A 14,629-nucleotide genomic window follows, 5' to 3' on the forward strand; every position below is an offset into this window, starting at 1 on the left:
GTTCCGGGGGCCGTTCCCGGGGACGCGTGAGACGATTTCGTCCGGACGATCTCGTCCGAAGGTCCGTCAGGCCGCCAGCGTCCGTGCCGGCCGCCCCTCGGACGCGGCACCGGCCTCGAGCAGGGCGGCGATCTCGTGGACCGGCCGGGGCGGGCTGAACAGGTAGCCCTGCACCTCCTGCGCGCCCTCCGCCCGGATGGTGGCGAGCTGCGGCTCGGTCTCGACACCCTCGACGAGCGTGGTGATACCGAGGCTCGCCCCCAGGCTGACGATGGCGCGGATGATCGCTCCGGCCTCCGACTGGGCCGCGCAGTCGCGCACGAAGGACCGGTCGATCTTGATCTTGTCGAAGGGGAAGCGGCGCAGGTAGCTGATCGAGGAGTAGCCCGTGCCGAAATCGTCCATGGAGATGCGCACCCCGAGCTTGCGCAGGGTGTGCAGCGTCTCGAGATTCATCTCGGTGTCGTCGAGGAGCACGCTCTCGGTGATCTCGAGCTCCAGGCGGCTCGCCTTCACGCCGCTGCTCGCGAGGGCGCCGAGCACGCTCTGGACGAAGCTGCGGTGGCGCAGCTGCAGCGGCGAGACGTTGACCGCGACGCTGATCCCGTCGGGCCAGGCGGCTGCATCCCGGCAGGCTTGGCCCAGCACCCACTCGCCGATCGACACGATCAGGCCGGTCTCCTCGGCCAGGGGGATGAACACCGCCGGGCTCACGAGGCCGCGCTCGGGATGGCGCCAGCGGACCAGCGCCTCCATCCCGGTGATGCGATTATCGGACAGGTCCACGAGCGGCTGATAGTGCAGTTCGAAGCGGTTCTGCGCGAGCGCCTCGCGCAGTTCGCGTTCGAGGTCGAGCCGCTCGCGCAGGGTCTCGTCCATCTGCGGCTCGAACAGGCGGACGGTGCCCCGCCCTCCGGCCTTGGCCTCGTAGAGGGCCATGTCCGCCTCCTTGAGGAGGCGCTCGATGTCCTGCGGCACGCTGCCCTCGGCCAGGGCGATGCCCGCGCTCATCCCGATCTCGACGGTGACCCCGTCGAGGCGGTAGGGCGCGGCGACCACGGCGATCAGGCGCTCGGCCAGCACGATCGCTCCGGCCGCATCCTCGACGCGGGAGATCACCGCGAATTCGTCGCCCCCGAGCCGGGCCACCACGTCGTGGCCGCGCACGTGCCCCCGCAGCCGCTCGGCCACCGCCCGCAGCAGGGAATCGCCCACCGCGTGGCCGAAGCTGTCGTTGACCGGCTTGAACCGGTCGAGGTCGAGACAGAGCACGGCGACCCGCGTCCCCATGCCGGTGCTCGGCATCTCGATCAGCTCGGCGCCGATCTCGCGCAGGCGGGTGCGGTTGGGCAGGTCGGTGAGCCCGTCGTGGCGGGCCATGTGGATGATGCGCGCCTCGTTGCGCCGCCGCTCGGTGATGTCCTCGAAGGTCGCCACCCAGCCGCCGCCGGCCATCGGCCGGTGGGTCACGGCGATGACCCGTCCGTCGGCGAGTTCGCGCAGGACCGAGTTCAGCCCGACTTCGGTGAGCGAGGTGCGGGTCCCCTCGCTGATCGCATCGACGGTGGCGCCGCGCTTGTAGCGCCCGAGCGCCACCAACGCCTCGATGATCGCGCGCTGGCTCATGCCGACATGAACCGCGTCCTCCGACAGGCCGAAGATCTCCAGGTAGCGCCGGTTCCACACCAGGAGACACTGCTCCGCATCGAACATGCACAGGCCGTGCGTCATGTTCTCCAGGGCGGCATCGAAGCGCCGGTTCTGCTCGCTGAGCTGGGCATGCGCCTCGACGAGGGCGCGCCGGGTCCGATGCTGCTCGGTGACGTCGCTGCCGACGCCCTGATACCCCAGGAACTCGCCCTCGGGCGAGAAATGGGGCCGGCCGCTGATCTCGAACCAGCGCGGCGCGCCGTCGGGATGGCGATAGACGTAGGTCAGGTCGCGGAACGGGCGGCGGGCGGCGATCGCCTCGCGGTATTGCGGGAGGTTCGCCTCCTCCCCGGCCAAGGCCAGGGTCTCGCGCGCGCGCCCGATCAGGCTCTCCGGCGGGCGGCCCAGAAGGCGCTCGGCACCGGGGGAAAGATAGCGGAAACGGTCCTCGGCATCGGTGGCCCAGAGCCAGTCGAAGGCGATCCGCGCCAGTTCTTCAAGGTCGTTCAGGGGCATGGCACCACCGTAGGCGTGCCGGATTCTGCGAGGTCAAATGTAAATATTTCCTCATGCCCACATCTTCGCCATGTTGCCTAAATTCTTGCCTGACCTGCATCGATCCAAGTGCAGCGGAGACGGATGACCGTCACCTGGATTGCGCAGGCACGTGGAAATACCGCCAGGTTGCATCGACCAACCTCAAGTTCGTGATGGCCGTGACGACCCTGAATGGCCCTGCCGCCACCGGCGCCGGAGACTTCCCCGCGCGGAACCGTTATCCGTGGCACGGGAGCAGCGGAGCGGGAAGGACGGCGGATGGCGGAAGGCGACGATCTGTTTCCCGGCTTCGAGCCGCTCTGGATCGAGGGGCCGGCGGACCGCTGGTTCGGACGGGCCGGCGGCCCGCGGGACGCACCGCCGCTCCTCCTGCTGCACGGCTTCCCGCAGAACCACGCCATGTGGCACCGCCTGGCACCGGCGCTGGCCGAAACGCACCGCGTCATTGCCCTCGACCTCAAGGGCTACGGCTGGTCGGCCGCACCCGACTCGCGAGGCGGGGAGAACGCCTACGCCAAGCGGCGGCTCGGGGCGGAGATCGTCGCGGTGATGGAGCGCCTCGGCCATGTGCGCTTCGCGCTGGCCGGCCATGATCGCGGCGCCCGCGTCGGCTACCGGCTCGCCCTCGACGAGCCGGGCCGGATCGAGCGGCTCGCGATCCTCGACATCGTGCCGACGGACGTCCAGTGGACCCGCATCGAGGCGAAGCCGGGCGCCAATCCGCACTGGCCGTTCCTGGCCCGCCCCGCCCCGGAACCGGAGGAGGCGATCCGCCGCGACCCGGACGGCTATTTCGAGGGGCTGCTGCGCGGCTGGAGCGCAGGCCGCGACCTCGCCGCCTTCGACGCCCGCGCGCTCACCCTCTACCGACAGGCCTGGAACGTGCCCGAGCGCATCCACGCCATGTGCGAGGATTACCGGGCGGGCGGCGCCGACGGACCGGACCGCGCCGCCGACCGCAACGACCTCGCCGCGGGACGGACGCTGGCGATGCCGGTGCTCGTGCTCGCGAGCGAGTCCTATCTCGATCACGACAAGCCGGAGACCGCGCTGGCGGCATGGCACCGGACCTTCGCGCCGCAGGCGCAGGGCGCGCGGATCGCCTCCGGCCACTTCATGGCCGAGGAGGCGCCGGAGCCAACGCTGCGGGCGCTGCAGAGCTTCCTGGCGGCGTAGATGTCCGACCGATCGCCTCGGTGCCGGCTCCCGTCATCCCGGGGCCGCGGAGCGGAACCCGGGATCTATCGGTGATGCGGGAAACACGGCGCCGTCGAGGCCCGCCGTGGATTTCGAATTCGCCTATCGCGCCTCGGAATGACGGAAGCCGCACCGAACCAACGACCGGCGACGGCCCAACCCCTCAGAAGCTCTCGACCCACGGGCGCAGGGCGATCTCGTCGGCCCAGGCGCTGCGATCCTGGCGCAGGAGCGCGAGGTAGCTCTTGGCGATCGCATCCGGGTCGAGGGTTGCGTCGGGGCGCCCCTCCGGATCGGGACGGGCGGCGGAGCGGATCGCGCCGTCGATCACGATGTGAGCGACGTGGATGCCCTGGGGCTGCAACTCGCGGGCAAGGCTCTGGGCGAGGCCCCGCAGGGCGAACTTGCCCATGGCGAAGGGGGCGGAGCCGGCGAACCCCTTCACGCTCGCCGAGGCACCGGTGAACAGGATCGCGCCGTGGCGATGCGGCAGCATCCGCCGGGCGGCGGCCTGGGCCACGAGAAAGCCGCCATAGGCCGAGACCGCGAGCGCGCGGGCCACTGCCTCCGGATCGAGATCGACGGTGGCGCCGCGCAGCCGGCCGCTGGCATTGTAGACCACCACGTCCGGCGCGCCGCCGAGGGCCGGTTCGAGCCGGGGGAATAGGGCCTCGACCGCGCCCGGATCGGTGGCGTCGCAGGCATGGAGCACGGCCCCCGTCTCCGCGGCGAGGCCGCCGAGTTTTTCGGTGTTGCGCGCGGCGAGCCCGACCTTCAGCCCCTCCGCCGCGAACAGGCGCGCCAGCGCGGCGCTCAGGCCGGGGCCGGCCCCGACGATCAGGGCGCGCTGGTAGGTCGGGACCATGCGAGGGCTCCGGTTCGGTTTGGAGGACGAGGGATCGAACGCGCCGCAGGCCGCCGCGGTTCGACGCCCGACGCGGCGCCCCCGTCGCCGGGGCGCCCTCCGGATCACCGCCGCTGCGTGAAAAACGCCCTGAGGAGGCCCGCCGCCTCGCCCTCGCGAAAACCCGAATACACCTCCGGGGCGTGGTGGCAGGTCGGCTGGTTGAACACCCTCGGCCCGTGCTCGACGCCGCCACCCTTGGGATCGGCGGCGGCGTAGTAGAGCCGGCGGATGCGGGCGAAGGAAATCGCGCCCGCGCACATCGGGCAGGGCTCCAGGGTGACGTAGAGGTCGCAGCCGGTGAGCCGTTCGTCGCGCAGCGCGGCGCAGGCGGCGCGGATCGCCAGGATCTCGGCATGGGCCGTGGGGTCGGACAGGGTCCGCGGCCGGTTGCCCGCGACCGCGAGCACGGTCCCGTCCCGCACCACGGCCGCACCGACCGGCACCTCGCCGAGCGCCGCGGCCTCACGGGCGGCGGAGAAGGCGAGGTCGAGGAAATCGGGCATTACGCGTCGGTGGAAGCCGCCTCGCGGGCGACCTCCCGGCCGCCGATGTCGCTGCGGAAGAATCCGTCCGGCCAATCGATCCGCCGCACCGCCGCGTAGGCGCGGTCCTTCGCCTCCCGCACGCTGGCGCCAAGCGCCGTGACGGCGAGCACCCGGCCGCCATCGGCGAGCAGCCGGTCTCCGTCGCGGCGGGTGCCGGCCTGGAACACCAGGACCGTCCCGTCCTCCGCCACGCCCCCCGCCGCCTCGGCGCCGCGGATCTCGGTGCCACGGGTCACCGCGCCGGGATAGCCCCGCGCCGCCATCACCACGGTGAGCGCGGCGCGGGAGGCGTCGAAACCGATCGAGACGCCGGAGAGATCCCCCTCGGCCGCCGCCAGCAGCGCCGGCACGAGGTCGCCGGACAGGCGCGGCATCAGCACCTGCGCCTCCGGATCGCCGAAGCGGGTGTTGTACTCGATCAGCTTCGGGCCCTCATCCGTCAGCATCAGCCCGGCATAGAGGATGCCGGCGAACGGCGTGCCCCGGGCGGCCATGCCGGCCAGGGTCGGCGCGATGATCCGCGTCATCACCGTCTCGGCGATCTCCGGTGTGACGATGGAGGCGGGGGAATAGGCGCCCATGCCCCCGGTATTGGGGCCGCGGTCGCCGTCATGGACGCGCTTGTGGTCCTGCGCGGTGCCGATCGGGATCGCGCGGGTGCCGTCGCAGAGCGCGAAGAAGCTCGCCTCCTCGCCGAACAGGCATTCCTCGATGACGAGAGCGCCCCCCTCGCTGCCGTCGAGGATCGCCCGCACGGCGGCCTCCGCCTCGGGCAGCGACTCGGCCACCGTCACGCCCTTGCCGGCGGCGAGGCCGTCGGCCTTGACCACGATCGGCGCTCCGCGCTCGCGCAGATAGGCGAGCGCGGGCTCCAGTTCGGTGAAGCGGGCGAAGGCGGCGGTCGGGATGTCGTGCTCGGCGCACAGATCCTTGGTGAAGCCCTTCGAGCCTTCGAGCTGCGCTGCAGCCTTGGTCGGGCCGAAGGCGGGGATGCCGGCGGCCTGCAGGTCGTCGACGAGCCCGGCGACCAGCGGCGCCTCCGGCCCCACCACCACCAGCCCGACCTTCTCGGACCTGCAGAAGGCGACGACGGCGGCGTGATCGGACACGGCGAGATCCGGCCGGTTCTCGCCGTGCCGGGCCGTGCCGGGATTGCCCGGCGCGACGAACAGCTTCGCGCAGAGCGGCGATTTGGCGATGGCCCAGGCCAGGGCGTGCTCGCGCCCGCCGGAGCCGATGAGCAGGATGGAGAAAGGCTCGGTCATGACGAGACCCTATCCAAAAAATCTTGGGCCGGGGGAAGGGCGTTTCGCGTTTGCCCCGGCAACGCAAGGGAGAACCCGCCGCATGGCACCGCGAGATCGTCACCAGGACAACCATCGGCGACCGGATCGGACGCGGCGCCGGCTCGGCCTGGAGGGTGCCAACACCCTGGTGCAGACCCTGGCGATCCTCGGAGCCGGGGCCTGGGGCGTCTACACCTTCGTCTACGAGGCGCGGATCAAGCCGGGGCTCGCCCCGCCCTCGGTCTCGGTGAAGACGGACCTCGCCCGGGTCGGCGAGCGTGGCGACCGGGTGGCAATCCGCTCGACCGTGACGCGCACCAATGTCGGCCAGGCGGGCGTGCGCGTGCTCGGGCTTACCTACACCGTGGTCGGCCTGCGCACCCGCTTCTCCGAACCGGGCGCGCAGGGGGAGGCGGAGCGGGCGGAACGGGCGGCCGCCTTCCGGGCCTCCCTGTCCGGCACGGCGAGCGTCGATTCCGCCCGCGACTACCGGCGCGAGAACGGCGCGCCGATGCTGCGTCAGGGGCTGCTGTTCTCCGGCGCGACCGCGCTCCCGAGCGAACCCTCCGAACTCAATCCGGGCGAGTCCGTCTCCCGCGACGTCATCGTCTACGCCGACCGCAAGGCCTTCGATGCCGTGCGCTTCGAGGTGCGGCTCGCCTACGCCAGGGAGGACGACCCGCCGGTGCGCCTGCGCTTCGAGGAGGGGGCGGATGGAGGGCTCGCGACCGTGCCGGCCGATCCCTGCCCGGCGCCGAAATGCCCGTTGCGAACGACGGATTTCGCCACCGAGTTCTCGCTGTGGTGAGCGGCCGGTGCGGCCTCTCGTCCGCCTTGCGCCCGGGATCACCTTATCCCGCGCGCCGGACGGAACGGTTAGCCGGACTCGCCTGTTGATGATCGCCATGCCGATCTGTCGCCACTCGATCGCCTCCCCCTCCCGCCCGCCCCGCGAGCGTCCGATCGTTCGGCTGTCGCACTACGTGGTCCAGCGCCGTTCGGCGCCCCGGGCCGCCAACGACAACCGTCACTCCCGCCTCGGCCCGGTCTGGCCCTGGGCCATGGCCGCTGCGGCCGCTCCGACCGTGATGGCGGCGCTGATCCTCACGCGTCTGATCTGATCACCGGGCTCCCCTCGCCGCCGACCGCACCTCCTTGAGGGTCCGCCGCATCCGGAGCGCCGTCTCGTGCAGGACGTGCGCGCCTCCGCCCAGGCCCGGCCGCCGACGCAAGGCGGCGGCCTGCCACTTCGGAGCGATGCGTTCCACCTCCTCCGGAGATGCCAAAGCACCCGATCCCGCCTCACGTCGCGGCTCGCCCGGATCTTCTCCGCATCCGCCAAGCCGGCGCGCGCCCGGTCGAAACCGACCTGCTCCGGCGATGATCTGATGACGCGGCTGCGTGCCGGTCTCCGATTGAGCCTTTACGGCCTTCCCTTTCGTCGGCACCGCAGGTCCGCCAGACGGCAGATGTATTGATGGCGTTTTTGTCGCGATTTTTCCCTTCTTCGACGCCGTAGCGGCGGATTTCAAAATATCGATCGCGCGCAATCGGGAATATGCCAACCTTTTAACTGCTACCCGTGCCGAGCAAAACGATTTAGGTCTTCCACATGGGCAAATTTGCCCGATTATTGCGCTTCGACATCGAAGATGACGGCGCCGATTGCTGGGTATGGCTCGTGCCCGCCCAGGGGCGAAGAGGGATGCGGACGCGGCCGCCGCGCCACACCCGCCCGCCCTTCCCCAACCGATCGGCTGCCCGGCCTTTACCTCCCCGAGCCCGTTCCCTAGCGTCCGGAGCCATGCCGCTCGTGCCCCCGCCACGTCCTGCGACCGCCGCCGCAGCCCCGTCGCCGGGGGAGCCGGCGCCCTCGGCGCTGCTCCAGGCCAACGCCCCCGAATGGTCGGTCGGCGACCTCGCCGCCGCCCTGAAGCGCACCCTGGAGGACGCCTTCGGCCATGTCCGCCTGCGCGGTGAGATCTCGGGCTACCGCGGGCCGCACGGCTCGGGCCACGCCTATTTCTCGCTGAAGGACGGCACGGCGAAGATCGACGCGGTGGTGTGGAAGGGCGTGCTCGGGCGCCTGCGTCAGAAGCCCAAGGAGGGGCTGGAGGTCGTCGCCACCGGCAAGATCACGACCTTTGCCGGAAAATCCTCGTACCAGATCGTCATCGACGCGATGGAGCCCGCCGGCATCGGCGCCTGGATGGCGCTCTTGGAGGAGCGCAAGCGCCAGCTCGCGGCGGAGGGGCTGTTCGAGGCGGACCGCAAGCGGCCGATCCCGTTCCTGCCGCGGGTGATCGGCGTCGTCACCTCGCCCACCGGCGCGGTGATCCGCGACATCCTGCACCGGCTGGAGGACCGCTTTCCGCGCCCCGTGCTGGTCTGGCCGGTGCGGGTGCAGGGGGAGGGGGCGGCCGAGGAAATCGCCGCGGCGATCCGGGGCTTCAACGCGCTCGCCCCCGACGGGGCGATCCCGCGGCCGGACGTGCTGATCGTCGCCCGCGGCGGCGGCTCGATCGAGGATCTCTGGGCCTTCAACGAGGAGGCGGTGGTGCGCGCCGCCGCCGAATCCGGGATCCCGCTGATCTCGGCGGTCGGCCACGAGACCGACACCACGCTGATCGACTTCGCCTCCGACCGCCGCGCGCCGACGCCGACGGGCGCGGCCGAGATGGCGGTGCCGGTGCGCGCCGAACTCAGCGCACAGATTCACGATCTCGGCGCCCGGCAGGCGGGTACGATGCTGCGGCGGATCGAGCGCGAGCGGGCGGATTTCCGCGCGCTCGTGCGGGCGATTCCCGGCGCCGACGCGTTCCTTGCCGCCAAGCGACAGCGCCTCGACCTCGCCGACGCGCGGCTCAGGCCCGCGCTCGCCGCCAACGCCCGCGATTCCCGCGAGCGCCTGAACCGCCTCGCCGACCGGCTGACCCGGCGCTCGCCGGCGATCGCGCTCGCCGAGGCGCGGGCGCGGCTCGCCGGGATCGACCACCGCCCGCGCACGGCCATCGCCCGCATCGTCGAGCGCCGCCGCGACCGGCTCGGGGCGCAGGCCGGCCTGCTCGGGGCGCTGAGCTACAAGGCCGTGCTCGCCCGCGGCTACGCGCTCGTGCGCGACGCCAACGGTCTGCCGGTGCGCTCCGCCGAGGCCGCCGCCGAGGCCGCCCGGCTCCAGCTCCAGTTCGCCGACGGCGCGGTTTTCGTGCGTCCCGAGGGTGCGCCGACCGATCCCGCTGCCGCGCCTCTTGCTGCGCTCCCTGCCGACGCCCCGACCCCGCCGCGCCCGAAGCGCGCCCCGCGCCGGGCCGCGCCCGAGCCGGCGGCCAAGGCCACGGAAGGCCCCACCGAGCCGGCGGCGCGTCAGGGATCGCTGTTCTGATGCGGTGAACCCCGCGTGATCATGCTCGCCCCGCCCCCGCGTCACCCCCTCCCTGCACGGAAGGCGGCTTGACCGGCCCGGCCGGCTCTGCGACCGAGCGGCACGGCTCCTGCCTCAGTGGCGGCGGGCCCCGGCATCCCGCAGGAGAGGCGCGTGACCACGACGATCGACTCGGACCAGAAGCTCCACCTCGTGTTCGGCGGTGAGCTGGAGGATGTCTCGGGCGTGCGCTTCCGGGACATCAAGGATCTCGACATCGTCGGCATCTTTCCCGACTACGCCTCGGCCCAGACCGCGTGGCGCTCCAAGGCGCAGGCGACCGTCGACAGTGCGCAGACCCGCTACTTCATCGTCCATCTCCACCGCCTGCTCGAACCGTGACCCCGGTTGAGCGGGACCGGATCCACGAAACCATTGTGACGGCAGGGTGTCGCTGGTATGAGCCGCGCGGCCGGATGCTTGTGCGGTCTCGGACGTAATCGTTTCGCGCGCGTCCCGCGAATGACTGAAGAGTGAGCCGAGAGACGCCCGGCATGACGTCGTCCATCAAGATCATCGCCGGCAACGCGAGCCGCCCGCTCGCGGAGGCGATCGCCGCCTACCTCGAATTGCCGCTGGCGAGCTGCATGGTCCGGCGTTTCGCCGACATGGAAATCTTCGTCGAGCTGCAGGAGAACGTGCGCGGCGAGGACGTGTTCATCGTCCAGTCGACCTCGTTCCCGGCCAACGACCACCTGATGGAGCTGCTGATCATGATCGACGCCGCGCGTCGGTCCTCGGCGCGGCGCATCACGGCGGTGATCCCGTATTTCGGCTACGCCCGGCAGGACCGGCGCACCTCGGGCCGCACGCCGATCTCGGCCAAGCTGGTCGCCAACCTCATCACCGAGGCCGGCGCCGACCGCGTGCTGACCCTCGACCTCCATGCCGGCCAGATCCAGGGCTTCTTCGACATCCCCACCGACAACCTGTTCGCCGCTCCCGTGATGGTGCGCGACATCAAGGAGCGCCTCGCACCCGGCGAGCGCATGGTGGTCTCGCCGGACGTCGGCGGCGTGGTGCGCGCCCGGGCGCTCGCCAAGCGCATCGACGCCTCGCTGGCCATCGTCGACAAGCGCCGCGAGCGGGCGGGCGAGTCGGAGGTGATGAACATCATCGGCGACGTCGAGGGCCAGTCCTGCATCCTCGTCGACGACATCGTCGATTCCGGCGGCACCCTGGTGAACGCGGCCGAGGCGCTGCTCAACGCCGGCGCCCGGGACGTATCGGCCTACATCACCCACGGCGTGCTCTCCGGAGGCGCGGTCTCGCGCATCGCCGCCTCGCGGATGAAGGAACTCGTCATCACCGACTCGATCCTGCCGACGCAGGCCGTGAAGCTCGCCCGCAACATCCGCGTGATCTCGATCGCGCCGCTGCTCGGCGAGGCGATCGGACGCACGGCGACGGAATCGAGCGTATCGAGCCTGTTCACCTGATCTGAGTTCGCGCTCCCAAAGGGCGAGCCCTTTGGCGGGGTGCCGGGGCAGAGCCCCGGTTTTCCTTAGACCAGGGCTCTGCCCTGGACCCGTGGACTGGTCCTTTCGAAAACTTTCGACCTCCGCCTCAGCGGATCTCGGCGATCTCGAATTCGTGGTCGTTCACCGTGACGGTGTCGCCGACGCTCTTGCCGGTGAGCGCGCGGGCGAGCGGCGCGACGTAGGAGATCGAGCCGGACGCGGGGTCGGCCTCGTCCTCGCCGACGATGCGGAAGGTCTGCCGGGTGTCGTCCTCGCGCAGGACGGTGACGGTCGCGCCGAAGCGGACGACGTCGCCCTCGAACGCCTCGACGAGCTGCGCCGAGTTCTTGCGCGCGCTCCAGTAGCGCAGGTCGCGCGAGAGGCGGGCATGGTCCGCCTTGTCCTGCTGCGGCGAGAGCCCCGACAGCTCCTGTTCCAGCCGCACCACCTCGGCCTCGATCTGGGCGAGCCCCTCGGGCGTCACGAAGTTGGTGTGGGACGAGATCGGGCGGTCGGGAAGATCCTCGAAAGCCTCACCGCCTTCCGGTTCACGGACGAATGCTCTGCTCATAAGATACGCAATCTCTAAGCCTGCACCGCGGTTCCCGCGCGTGCGGGTTCAGCCGATGGCGACGACCGTGCGGCCCCGCACCTGCCCCTCGAGCAGGGTCTCGGCGAGGCTCCCGGCTTCGTCCAGGGCAACCGTCCGCGTCATCCGCCGCAGAAGGTCGCGGTCGAGGTCGCGCGAGAGCCGGGCCCAGGCCTCGCGGCGGGGCTTTTGCGGCGTCGTCACGCTGTTGATGCCCAGCAGCGAGACGCCGCGCAGGATGAAGGGCGCGACGGAACTCGGCAGATCCATGCCGCCGGCATTGCCGCAGGCAGCGATGGCGCCCCCGCCACGGGTCATCGACAGGGCGTTGGCGAGAACCCGTCCGCCGACCGCATCGATCCCGGCGGCCCAGCGCTCCTTGGCCAGCGGACGCGGCTCGCCCGCTAGCGCCTCGCGCTCCAGGATCTCGGCCGCGCCGAGGCTCTTCAGGTAATCGGCCTCGCCGGCGCGGCCGGTCGCGGCGATCACGTGCCAGCCGGCCTGCTCCAGGAGGGCCACCGCCACCGAGCCGACGCCGCCGGAAGCGCCCGTCACCAGGGCCGGCCCGGCCTCGGGCGTGAGCCCGTGCCGCTCCAGGGCGAGAACGGAGAGCATCGCCGTGTAGCCGGCGGTGCCGATCGCCATCGCCTCGGCCGGGCTCAGCCCCTCGGGCAGCGGCACCAGCCAGTCGCCGCGCAGGCGGGCGCGCTCGGCCAGCCCGCCGAGATGGGTCTCGCCGACGCCCCAGCCGGTGAGCACCACCGCATCACCGGGCTTGTAATCGGGATGGTCGGAGGACTCGACGGTGCCGGCGAAGTCGATGCCGGGGATCATGGGGAAGCGGCGCACCACCGGCATCCGGCCGGTCATGGCGAGCCCGTCCTTGTAGTTCAGGCCAGAATGGGAGACCCGCACGGTTACGTCGCCGTCCATCAGGTCGGCTTCGTCGAACTCGCGCAGGGCGAGGCTCTGACCGGTCTCGCCCCTCTCGATCACCCAGGCTCTGAACGCCGCCATGATCTGCTCCCTCCCGCTCGCGCCGGAGAAAGAGCTACGGCGATCGCGCCTCGAATCAAGCCCGCCGGCGCGGGCGTCCGAGAGGGCGTCTCAATACCCGTCGTAGATGCTGCCCCGCGAGAAGCCGAGGCCCACGGAGATGTCCGCGGAAGAGGCACCGGCAAGGCCGAAGGCGTCCGGGATCGAGCCGACTCCGGCGGCGGCATAACTGGGACCGGGGCCGTAATCCAGCCCGGCGCCGGCCGGCACCCAGGCGGCGCGAGCGGGTTGCACCAGCACGCGGCGCTGCGTCGTGGTGTAGACCGGCGGCAGGGTCTCCGGGATCGCCTCCGGCGGGCGCACCAGCACGCGGCGGGTCTGCACCGCGTAGCGCGGCGGCGTGGTGATCCAGCAGCCGACGAGCTGGCCGTTGGCGTCGTAGCGCGTCTCCCAGCGGCGCCCGCCGGGGGCGACCAGAACCTGCTCGGACACGGTGTCGTAGACCGGCGGCGTCGTGCGGTAGACGGTGCGCGGCGGCTGGACCAGCACCCGTTCGGACACGGTATCGTAAACCGGCGGCGTCACGACGCGACGATAGCATTCGGCGCTGACGCAAGCCCCCCCGGCCCGTGCCGGCACAGCGAGGGCAAAGACCGAGGCGAAGACCGGAACGGCAACGAGGGCAAGGGAGGAGAAGAGGCTCGGGCGGAGCAGGGGGACGGCCATGGAACAACCTCGGGACACGACGTGACGTCGGGACGATCTCGGCACCACCGCGTGCCCGGTCCGGGGTTTTCGGCGGCGTGCCATTCGACGTCCAGATAGCGGCCAAGGTTGCCTGCTGGACAAGTTCAATTGCCGAAGACAGTAAAATTAACCAACGACTAAGACTACGCAGGTCTGAACGCGCCGGATCGACTTGTCGTCTTGTCCTCCGGGCGGAGTCGGACGAGGTCGCGGCGGCGCGAGAGGGCGTTGCCGAAAAACCCTCCACGCCGCGCAGGGGAGGGCAGGCGGAAGGGCGTGCTTGTCAGCCCTTCGGCCAGGGGCTAGAGCGCTTCCAAATCGGGCGGCGGCGGCGCCCGGATCGCGACCCCGCCGCACGAGGGGATCGCATCCGCGCCAAGGCCGCGGGTGGCGGGCCGATGAGAGGCTCGCCCGACCCCGCGAGGACAAGCGGATCTAAGGACCGAACGGCCCATGACCTACGTCGTCACCGACAACTGCATCAAGTGCAAGTACATGGACTGCGTCGAGGTGTGCCCCGTGGATTGCTTCTACGAGGGCGAGAACATGCTCGTCATCCATCCCGATGAATGCATCGATTGCGGCGTGTGCGAGCCGGAATGCCCCGCCGAGGCGATCAAGCCCGACACCGAGGGCAACCTCGAGAGCTGGCTGAAGCTCAACGCCGACTACGCCAAGACCTGGCCCAACATCACGCAGAAGAAGGACGCCCCCGCCGACGCCAAGCAGTGGGACGGGGTGAGCGGCAAGCTGGAGGCGCACTTCTCGCCCAATCCCGGCTCCGGCGACTGACCGCCTCCGCCGCGGGGCGAAACGCCCTGCGCAGCGGAGCGGCCTCTCGCCGCAGGCCGCCGGTCCAGATCGGATATCCGAACGCGCCGCGGCCTCCCTCGAAAGATCCATCGAAGGCTCCGGCAACGCTCTTTCCGAGCCGTGCAAAACCTTCGATCCTCCCATGCGGAGACGCGTTCGCGCGCCGGCAATCCTTTGATTCGCCGGCCCGTTCGTGTTACATGAGGGCTCGCCGTCGCTCACGCCCGATGCGCCCCCTCCTCTCGCTCACTCGGCGAGTTCCATCTTTCTGGAAAAGAGGTTGGCTGCGATCGACCGCCGGAAGCATTTCGCTCCCGGCGCGTTCTTTCGTGTGGTGGGAGCAACGCGAGAGCCCGGGAACCGGCCAGCGCCTCGACGGCGCGCTGCCGGACAGGGGCATGCGCCGGGTGTCCCGCCCCGGAGGTGACGAGCGTGCGGGCGTGGACGCGCCCCGCGTGGA

General features: G+C 71.2%; 14 protein-coding genes. 7 read left to right on the forward strand and 7 right to left on the reverse strand.

Translation table 11 applies throughout. The features are described from left to right. Window positions 1–66: 66 nt before the first annotated feature. Window positions 67–2,166 (reverse strand): putative bifunctional diguanylate cyclase/phosphodiesterase, encoded by a 2,100-nt coding sequence (locus HNR01_RS04790; RefSeq protein ID WP_183666930.1) that lies wholly within the window; start codon window positions 2,164–2,166, stop codon window positions 67–69. A 300-nt stretch (window positions 2,167–2,466) separates the two neighbouring features. Between HNR01_RS04790 and HNR01_RS04795 the strand changes: the two genes are divergently transcribed. Next, complete coding sequence (locus HNR01_RS04795) at window positions 2,467–3,384, forward strand: alpha/beta fold hydrolase (protein ID WP_183666932.1); 918 nt, start codon at window positions 2,467–2,469, stop codon at window positions 3,382–3,384. A gap of 184 nt (window positions 3,385–3,568) precedes the next feature. Here HNR01_RS04795 and HNR01_RS04800 read toward each other — a convergent pair whose 3' ends face one another. From HNR01_RS04800 to purD, 3 genes are all read right to left on the reverse strand, one after another. Then, window positions 3,569–4,270 (reverse strand): SDR family oxidoreductase, encoded by a 702-nt coding sequence (locus tag HNR01_RS04800; RefSeq protein ID WP_183666934.1) that lies wholly within the window; start codon window positions 4,268–4,270, stop codon window positions 3,569–3,571. Between the two features lie 104 nt (window positions 4,271–4,374). Further along, the gene (locus HNR01_RS04805) at window positions 4,375–4,815 is read right to left on the reverse strand and encodes a nucleoside deaminase (protein ID WP_017484297.1); all 441 of its coding nucleotides are present in this window, start codon (window positions 4,813–4,815) and stop codon (window positions 4,375–4,377) included. Beyond that, window positions 4,815–6,122 (reverse strand): phosphoribosylamine--glycine ligase, encoded by a 1,308-nt coding sequence (gene purD / locus HNR01_RS04810; RefSeq protein ID WP_183666935.1) that lies wholly within the window; start codon window positions 6,120–6,122, stop codon window positions 4,815–4,817. Before purD ends, HNR01_RS04805 begins: the two co-directional genes overlap by 1 nt. A gap of 82 nt (window positions 6,123–6,204) precedes the next feature. Between purD and HNR01_RS04815 the strand changes: the two genes are divergently transcribed. The 5 genes from HNR01_RS04815 to HNR01_RS04835 all read left to right on the forward strand — a co-directional run bounded on the left by HNR01_RS04815 (window position 6,205) and on the right by HNR01_RS04835 (window position 11,003). After that, the gene (locus HNR01_RS04815) at window positions 6,205–6,951 is read left to right on the forward strand and encodes a hypothetical protein (protein WP_183666937.1); all 747 of its coding nucleotides are present in this window, start codon (window positions 6,205–6,207) and stop codon (window positions 6,949–6,951) included. An 88-nt stretch (window positions 6,952–7,039) separates the two neighbouring features. Then, entirely contained in the window at window positions 7,040–7,264 is a 225-nt protein-coding gene (locus HNR01_RS04820; RefSeq protein WP_017484294.1) for a hypothetical protein, read from the forward strand. A gap of 683 nt (window positions 7,265–7,947) precedes the next feature. Next, window positions 7,948–9,525 (forward strand): exodeoxyribonuclease VII large subunit, encoded by a 1,578-nt coding sequence (gene xseA, locus HNR01_RS04825; protein WP_183666939.1) that lies wholly within the window; start codon window positions 7,948–7,950, stop codon window positions 9,523–9,525. 153 nt (window positions 9,526–9,678) lie between these two features. After that, entirely contained in the window at window positions 9,679–9,906 is a 228-nt protein-coding gene (locus HNR01_RS04830) for a DUF4170 domain-containing protein (RefSeq protein WP_017484292.1), read from the forward strand. A gap of 152 nt (window positions 9,907–10,058) precedes the next feature. Further along, window positions 10,059–11,003 (forward strand): ribose-phosphate pyrophosphokinase, encoded by a 945-nt coding sequence (locus HNR01_RS04835; RefSeq protein WP_017484291.1) that lies wholly within the window; start codon window positions 10,059–10,061, stop codon window positions 11,001–11,003. A gap of 127 nt (window positions 11,004–11,130) precedes the next feature. Here the strand turns inward: HNR01_RS04835 and greA are convergent, their stop codons facing one another. The 3 genes from greA to HNR01_RS04850 all read right to left on the reverse strand — a co-directional run bounded on the left by greA (window position 11,131) and on the right by HNR01_RS04850 (window position 13,335). Beyond that, window positions 11,131–11,595, reverse strand: coding sequence for a transcription elongation factor GreA (gene greA / locus HNR01_RS04840; protein ID WP_017484290.1), 465 nt, complete (start codon window positions 11,593–11,595; stop codon window positions 11,131–11,133). A gap of 48 nt (window positions 11,596–11,643) precedes the next feature. After that, complete coding sequence (gene acuI, locus HNR01_RS04845) at window positions 11,644–12,630, reverse strand: acrylyl-CoA reductase (NADPH) (protein ID WP_183666941.1); 987 nt, start codon at window positions 12,628–12,630, stop codon at window positions 11,644–11,646. A 90-nt stretch (window positions 12,631–12,720) separates the two neighbouring features. Beyond that, window positions 12,721–13,335, reverse strand: a complete 615-nt coding sequence (locus tag HNR01_RS04850) for a hypothetical protein (RefSeq protein ID WP_183666944.1) — start codon at window positions 13,333–13,335, stop codon at window positions 12,721–12,723. A 474-nt stretch (window positions 13,336–13,809) separates the two neighbouring features. On the opposite strand from HNR01_RS04850, the gene fdxA reads away from it, so the two are divergent. Further along, the gene (gene fdxA / locus HNR01_RS04855; protein ID WP_017484287.1) at window positions 13,810–14,148 is read left to right on the forward strand and encodes a ferredoxin FdxA; all 339 of its coding nucleotides are present in this window, start codon (window positions 13,810–13,812) and stop codon (window positions 14,146–14,148) included. The last annotated feature ends 481 nt before the right edge of the window (window positions 14,149–14,629 follow it).

The sequence above is a fragment of the Methylorubrum rhodesianum genome (genome assembly GCF_014199985.1).
GTDB classification, from domain to species: Bacteria; Pseudomonadota; Alphaproteobacteria; order Rhizobiales; family Beijerinckiaceae; genus Methylobacterium; species Methylobacterium rhodesianum.

What these genes read in the sequence shown, in the direction of transcription:
- HNR01_RS04835 (WP_017484291.1), top strand. Translation starts at nt 10,059, where the DNA reads ATGACGTCGTCCATCAAGATCATCGCCGGCAACGCGAGCCGCCCGCTC.
- greA (WP_017484290.1), bottom strand. Translation starts at nt 11,595, where the DNA reads ATGAGCAGAGCATTCGTCCGTGAACCGGAAGGCGGTGAGGCTTTCGAG.
- HNR01_RS04800 (WP_183666934.1), bottom strand. Translation starts at nt 4,270, where the DNA reads ATGGTCCCGACCTACCAGCGCGCCCTGATCGTCGGGGCCGGCCCCGGC.
- HNR01_RS04815 (WP_183666937.1), top strand. Translation starts at nt 6,205, where the DNA reads ATGGCACCGCGAGATCGTCACCAGGACAACCATCGGCGACCGGATCGG.
- acuI (WP_183666941.1), bottom strand. Translation starts at nt 12,630, where the DNA reads ATGGCGGCGTTCAGAGCCTGGGTGATCGAGAGGGGCGAGACCGGTCAG.
- HNR01_RS04850 (WP_183666944.1), bottom strand. Translation starts at nt 13,335, where the DNA reads ATGGCCGTCCCCCTGCTCCGCCCGAGCCTCTTCTCCTCCCTTGCCCTC.
- xseA (WP_183666939.1), top strand. Translation starts at nt 7,948, where the DNA reads ATGCCGCTCGTGCCCCCGCCACGTCCTGCGACCGCCGCCGCAGCCCCG.
- HNR01_RS04805 (WP_017484297.1), bottom strand. Translation starts at nt 4,815, where the DNA reads ATGCCCGATTTCCTCGACCTCGCCTTCTCCGCCGCCCGTGAGGCCGCG.
- HNR01_RS04790 (WP_183666930.1), bottom strand. Translation starts at nt 2,166, where the DNA reads ATGCCCCTGAACGACCTTGAAGAACTGGCGCGGATCGCCTTCGACTGG.
- HNR01_RS04820 (WP_017484294.1), top strand. Translation starts at nt 7,040, where the DNA reads ATGATCGCCATGCCGATCTGTCGCCACTCGATCGCCTCCCCCTCCCGC.
- purD (WP_183666935.1), bottom strand. Translation starts at nt 6,122, where the DNA reads ATGACCGAGCCTTTCTCCATCCTGCTCATCGGCTCCGGCGGGCGCGAG.
- HNR01_RS04795 (WP_183666932.1), top strand. Translation starts at nt 2,467, where the DNA reads ATGGCGGAAGGCGACGATCTGTTTCCCGGCTTCGAGCCGCTCTGGATC.
- fdxA (WP_017484287.1), top strand. Translation starts at nt 13,810, where the DNA reads ATGACCTACGTCGTCACCGACAACTGCATCAAGTGCAAGTACATGGAC.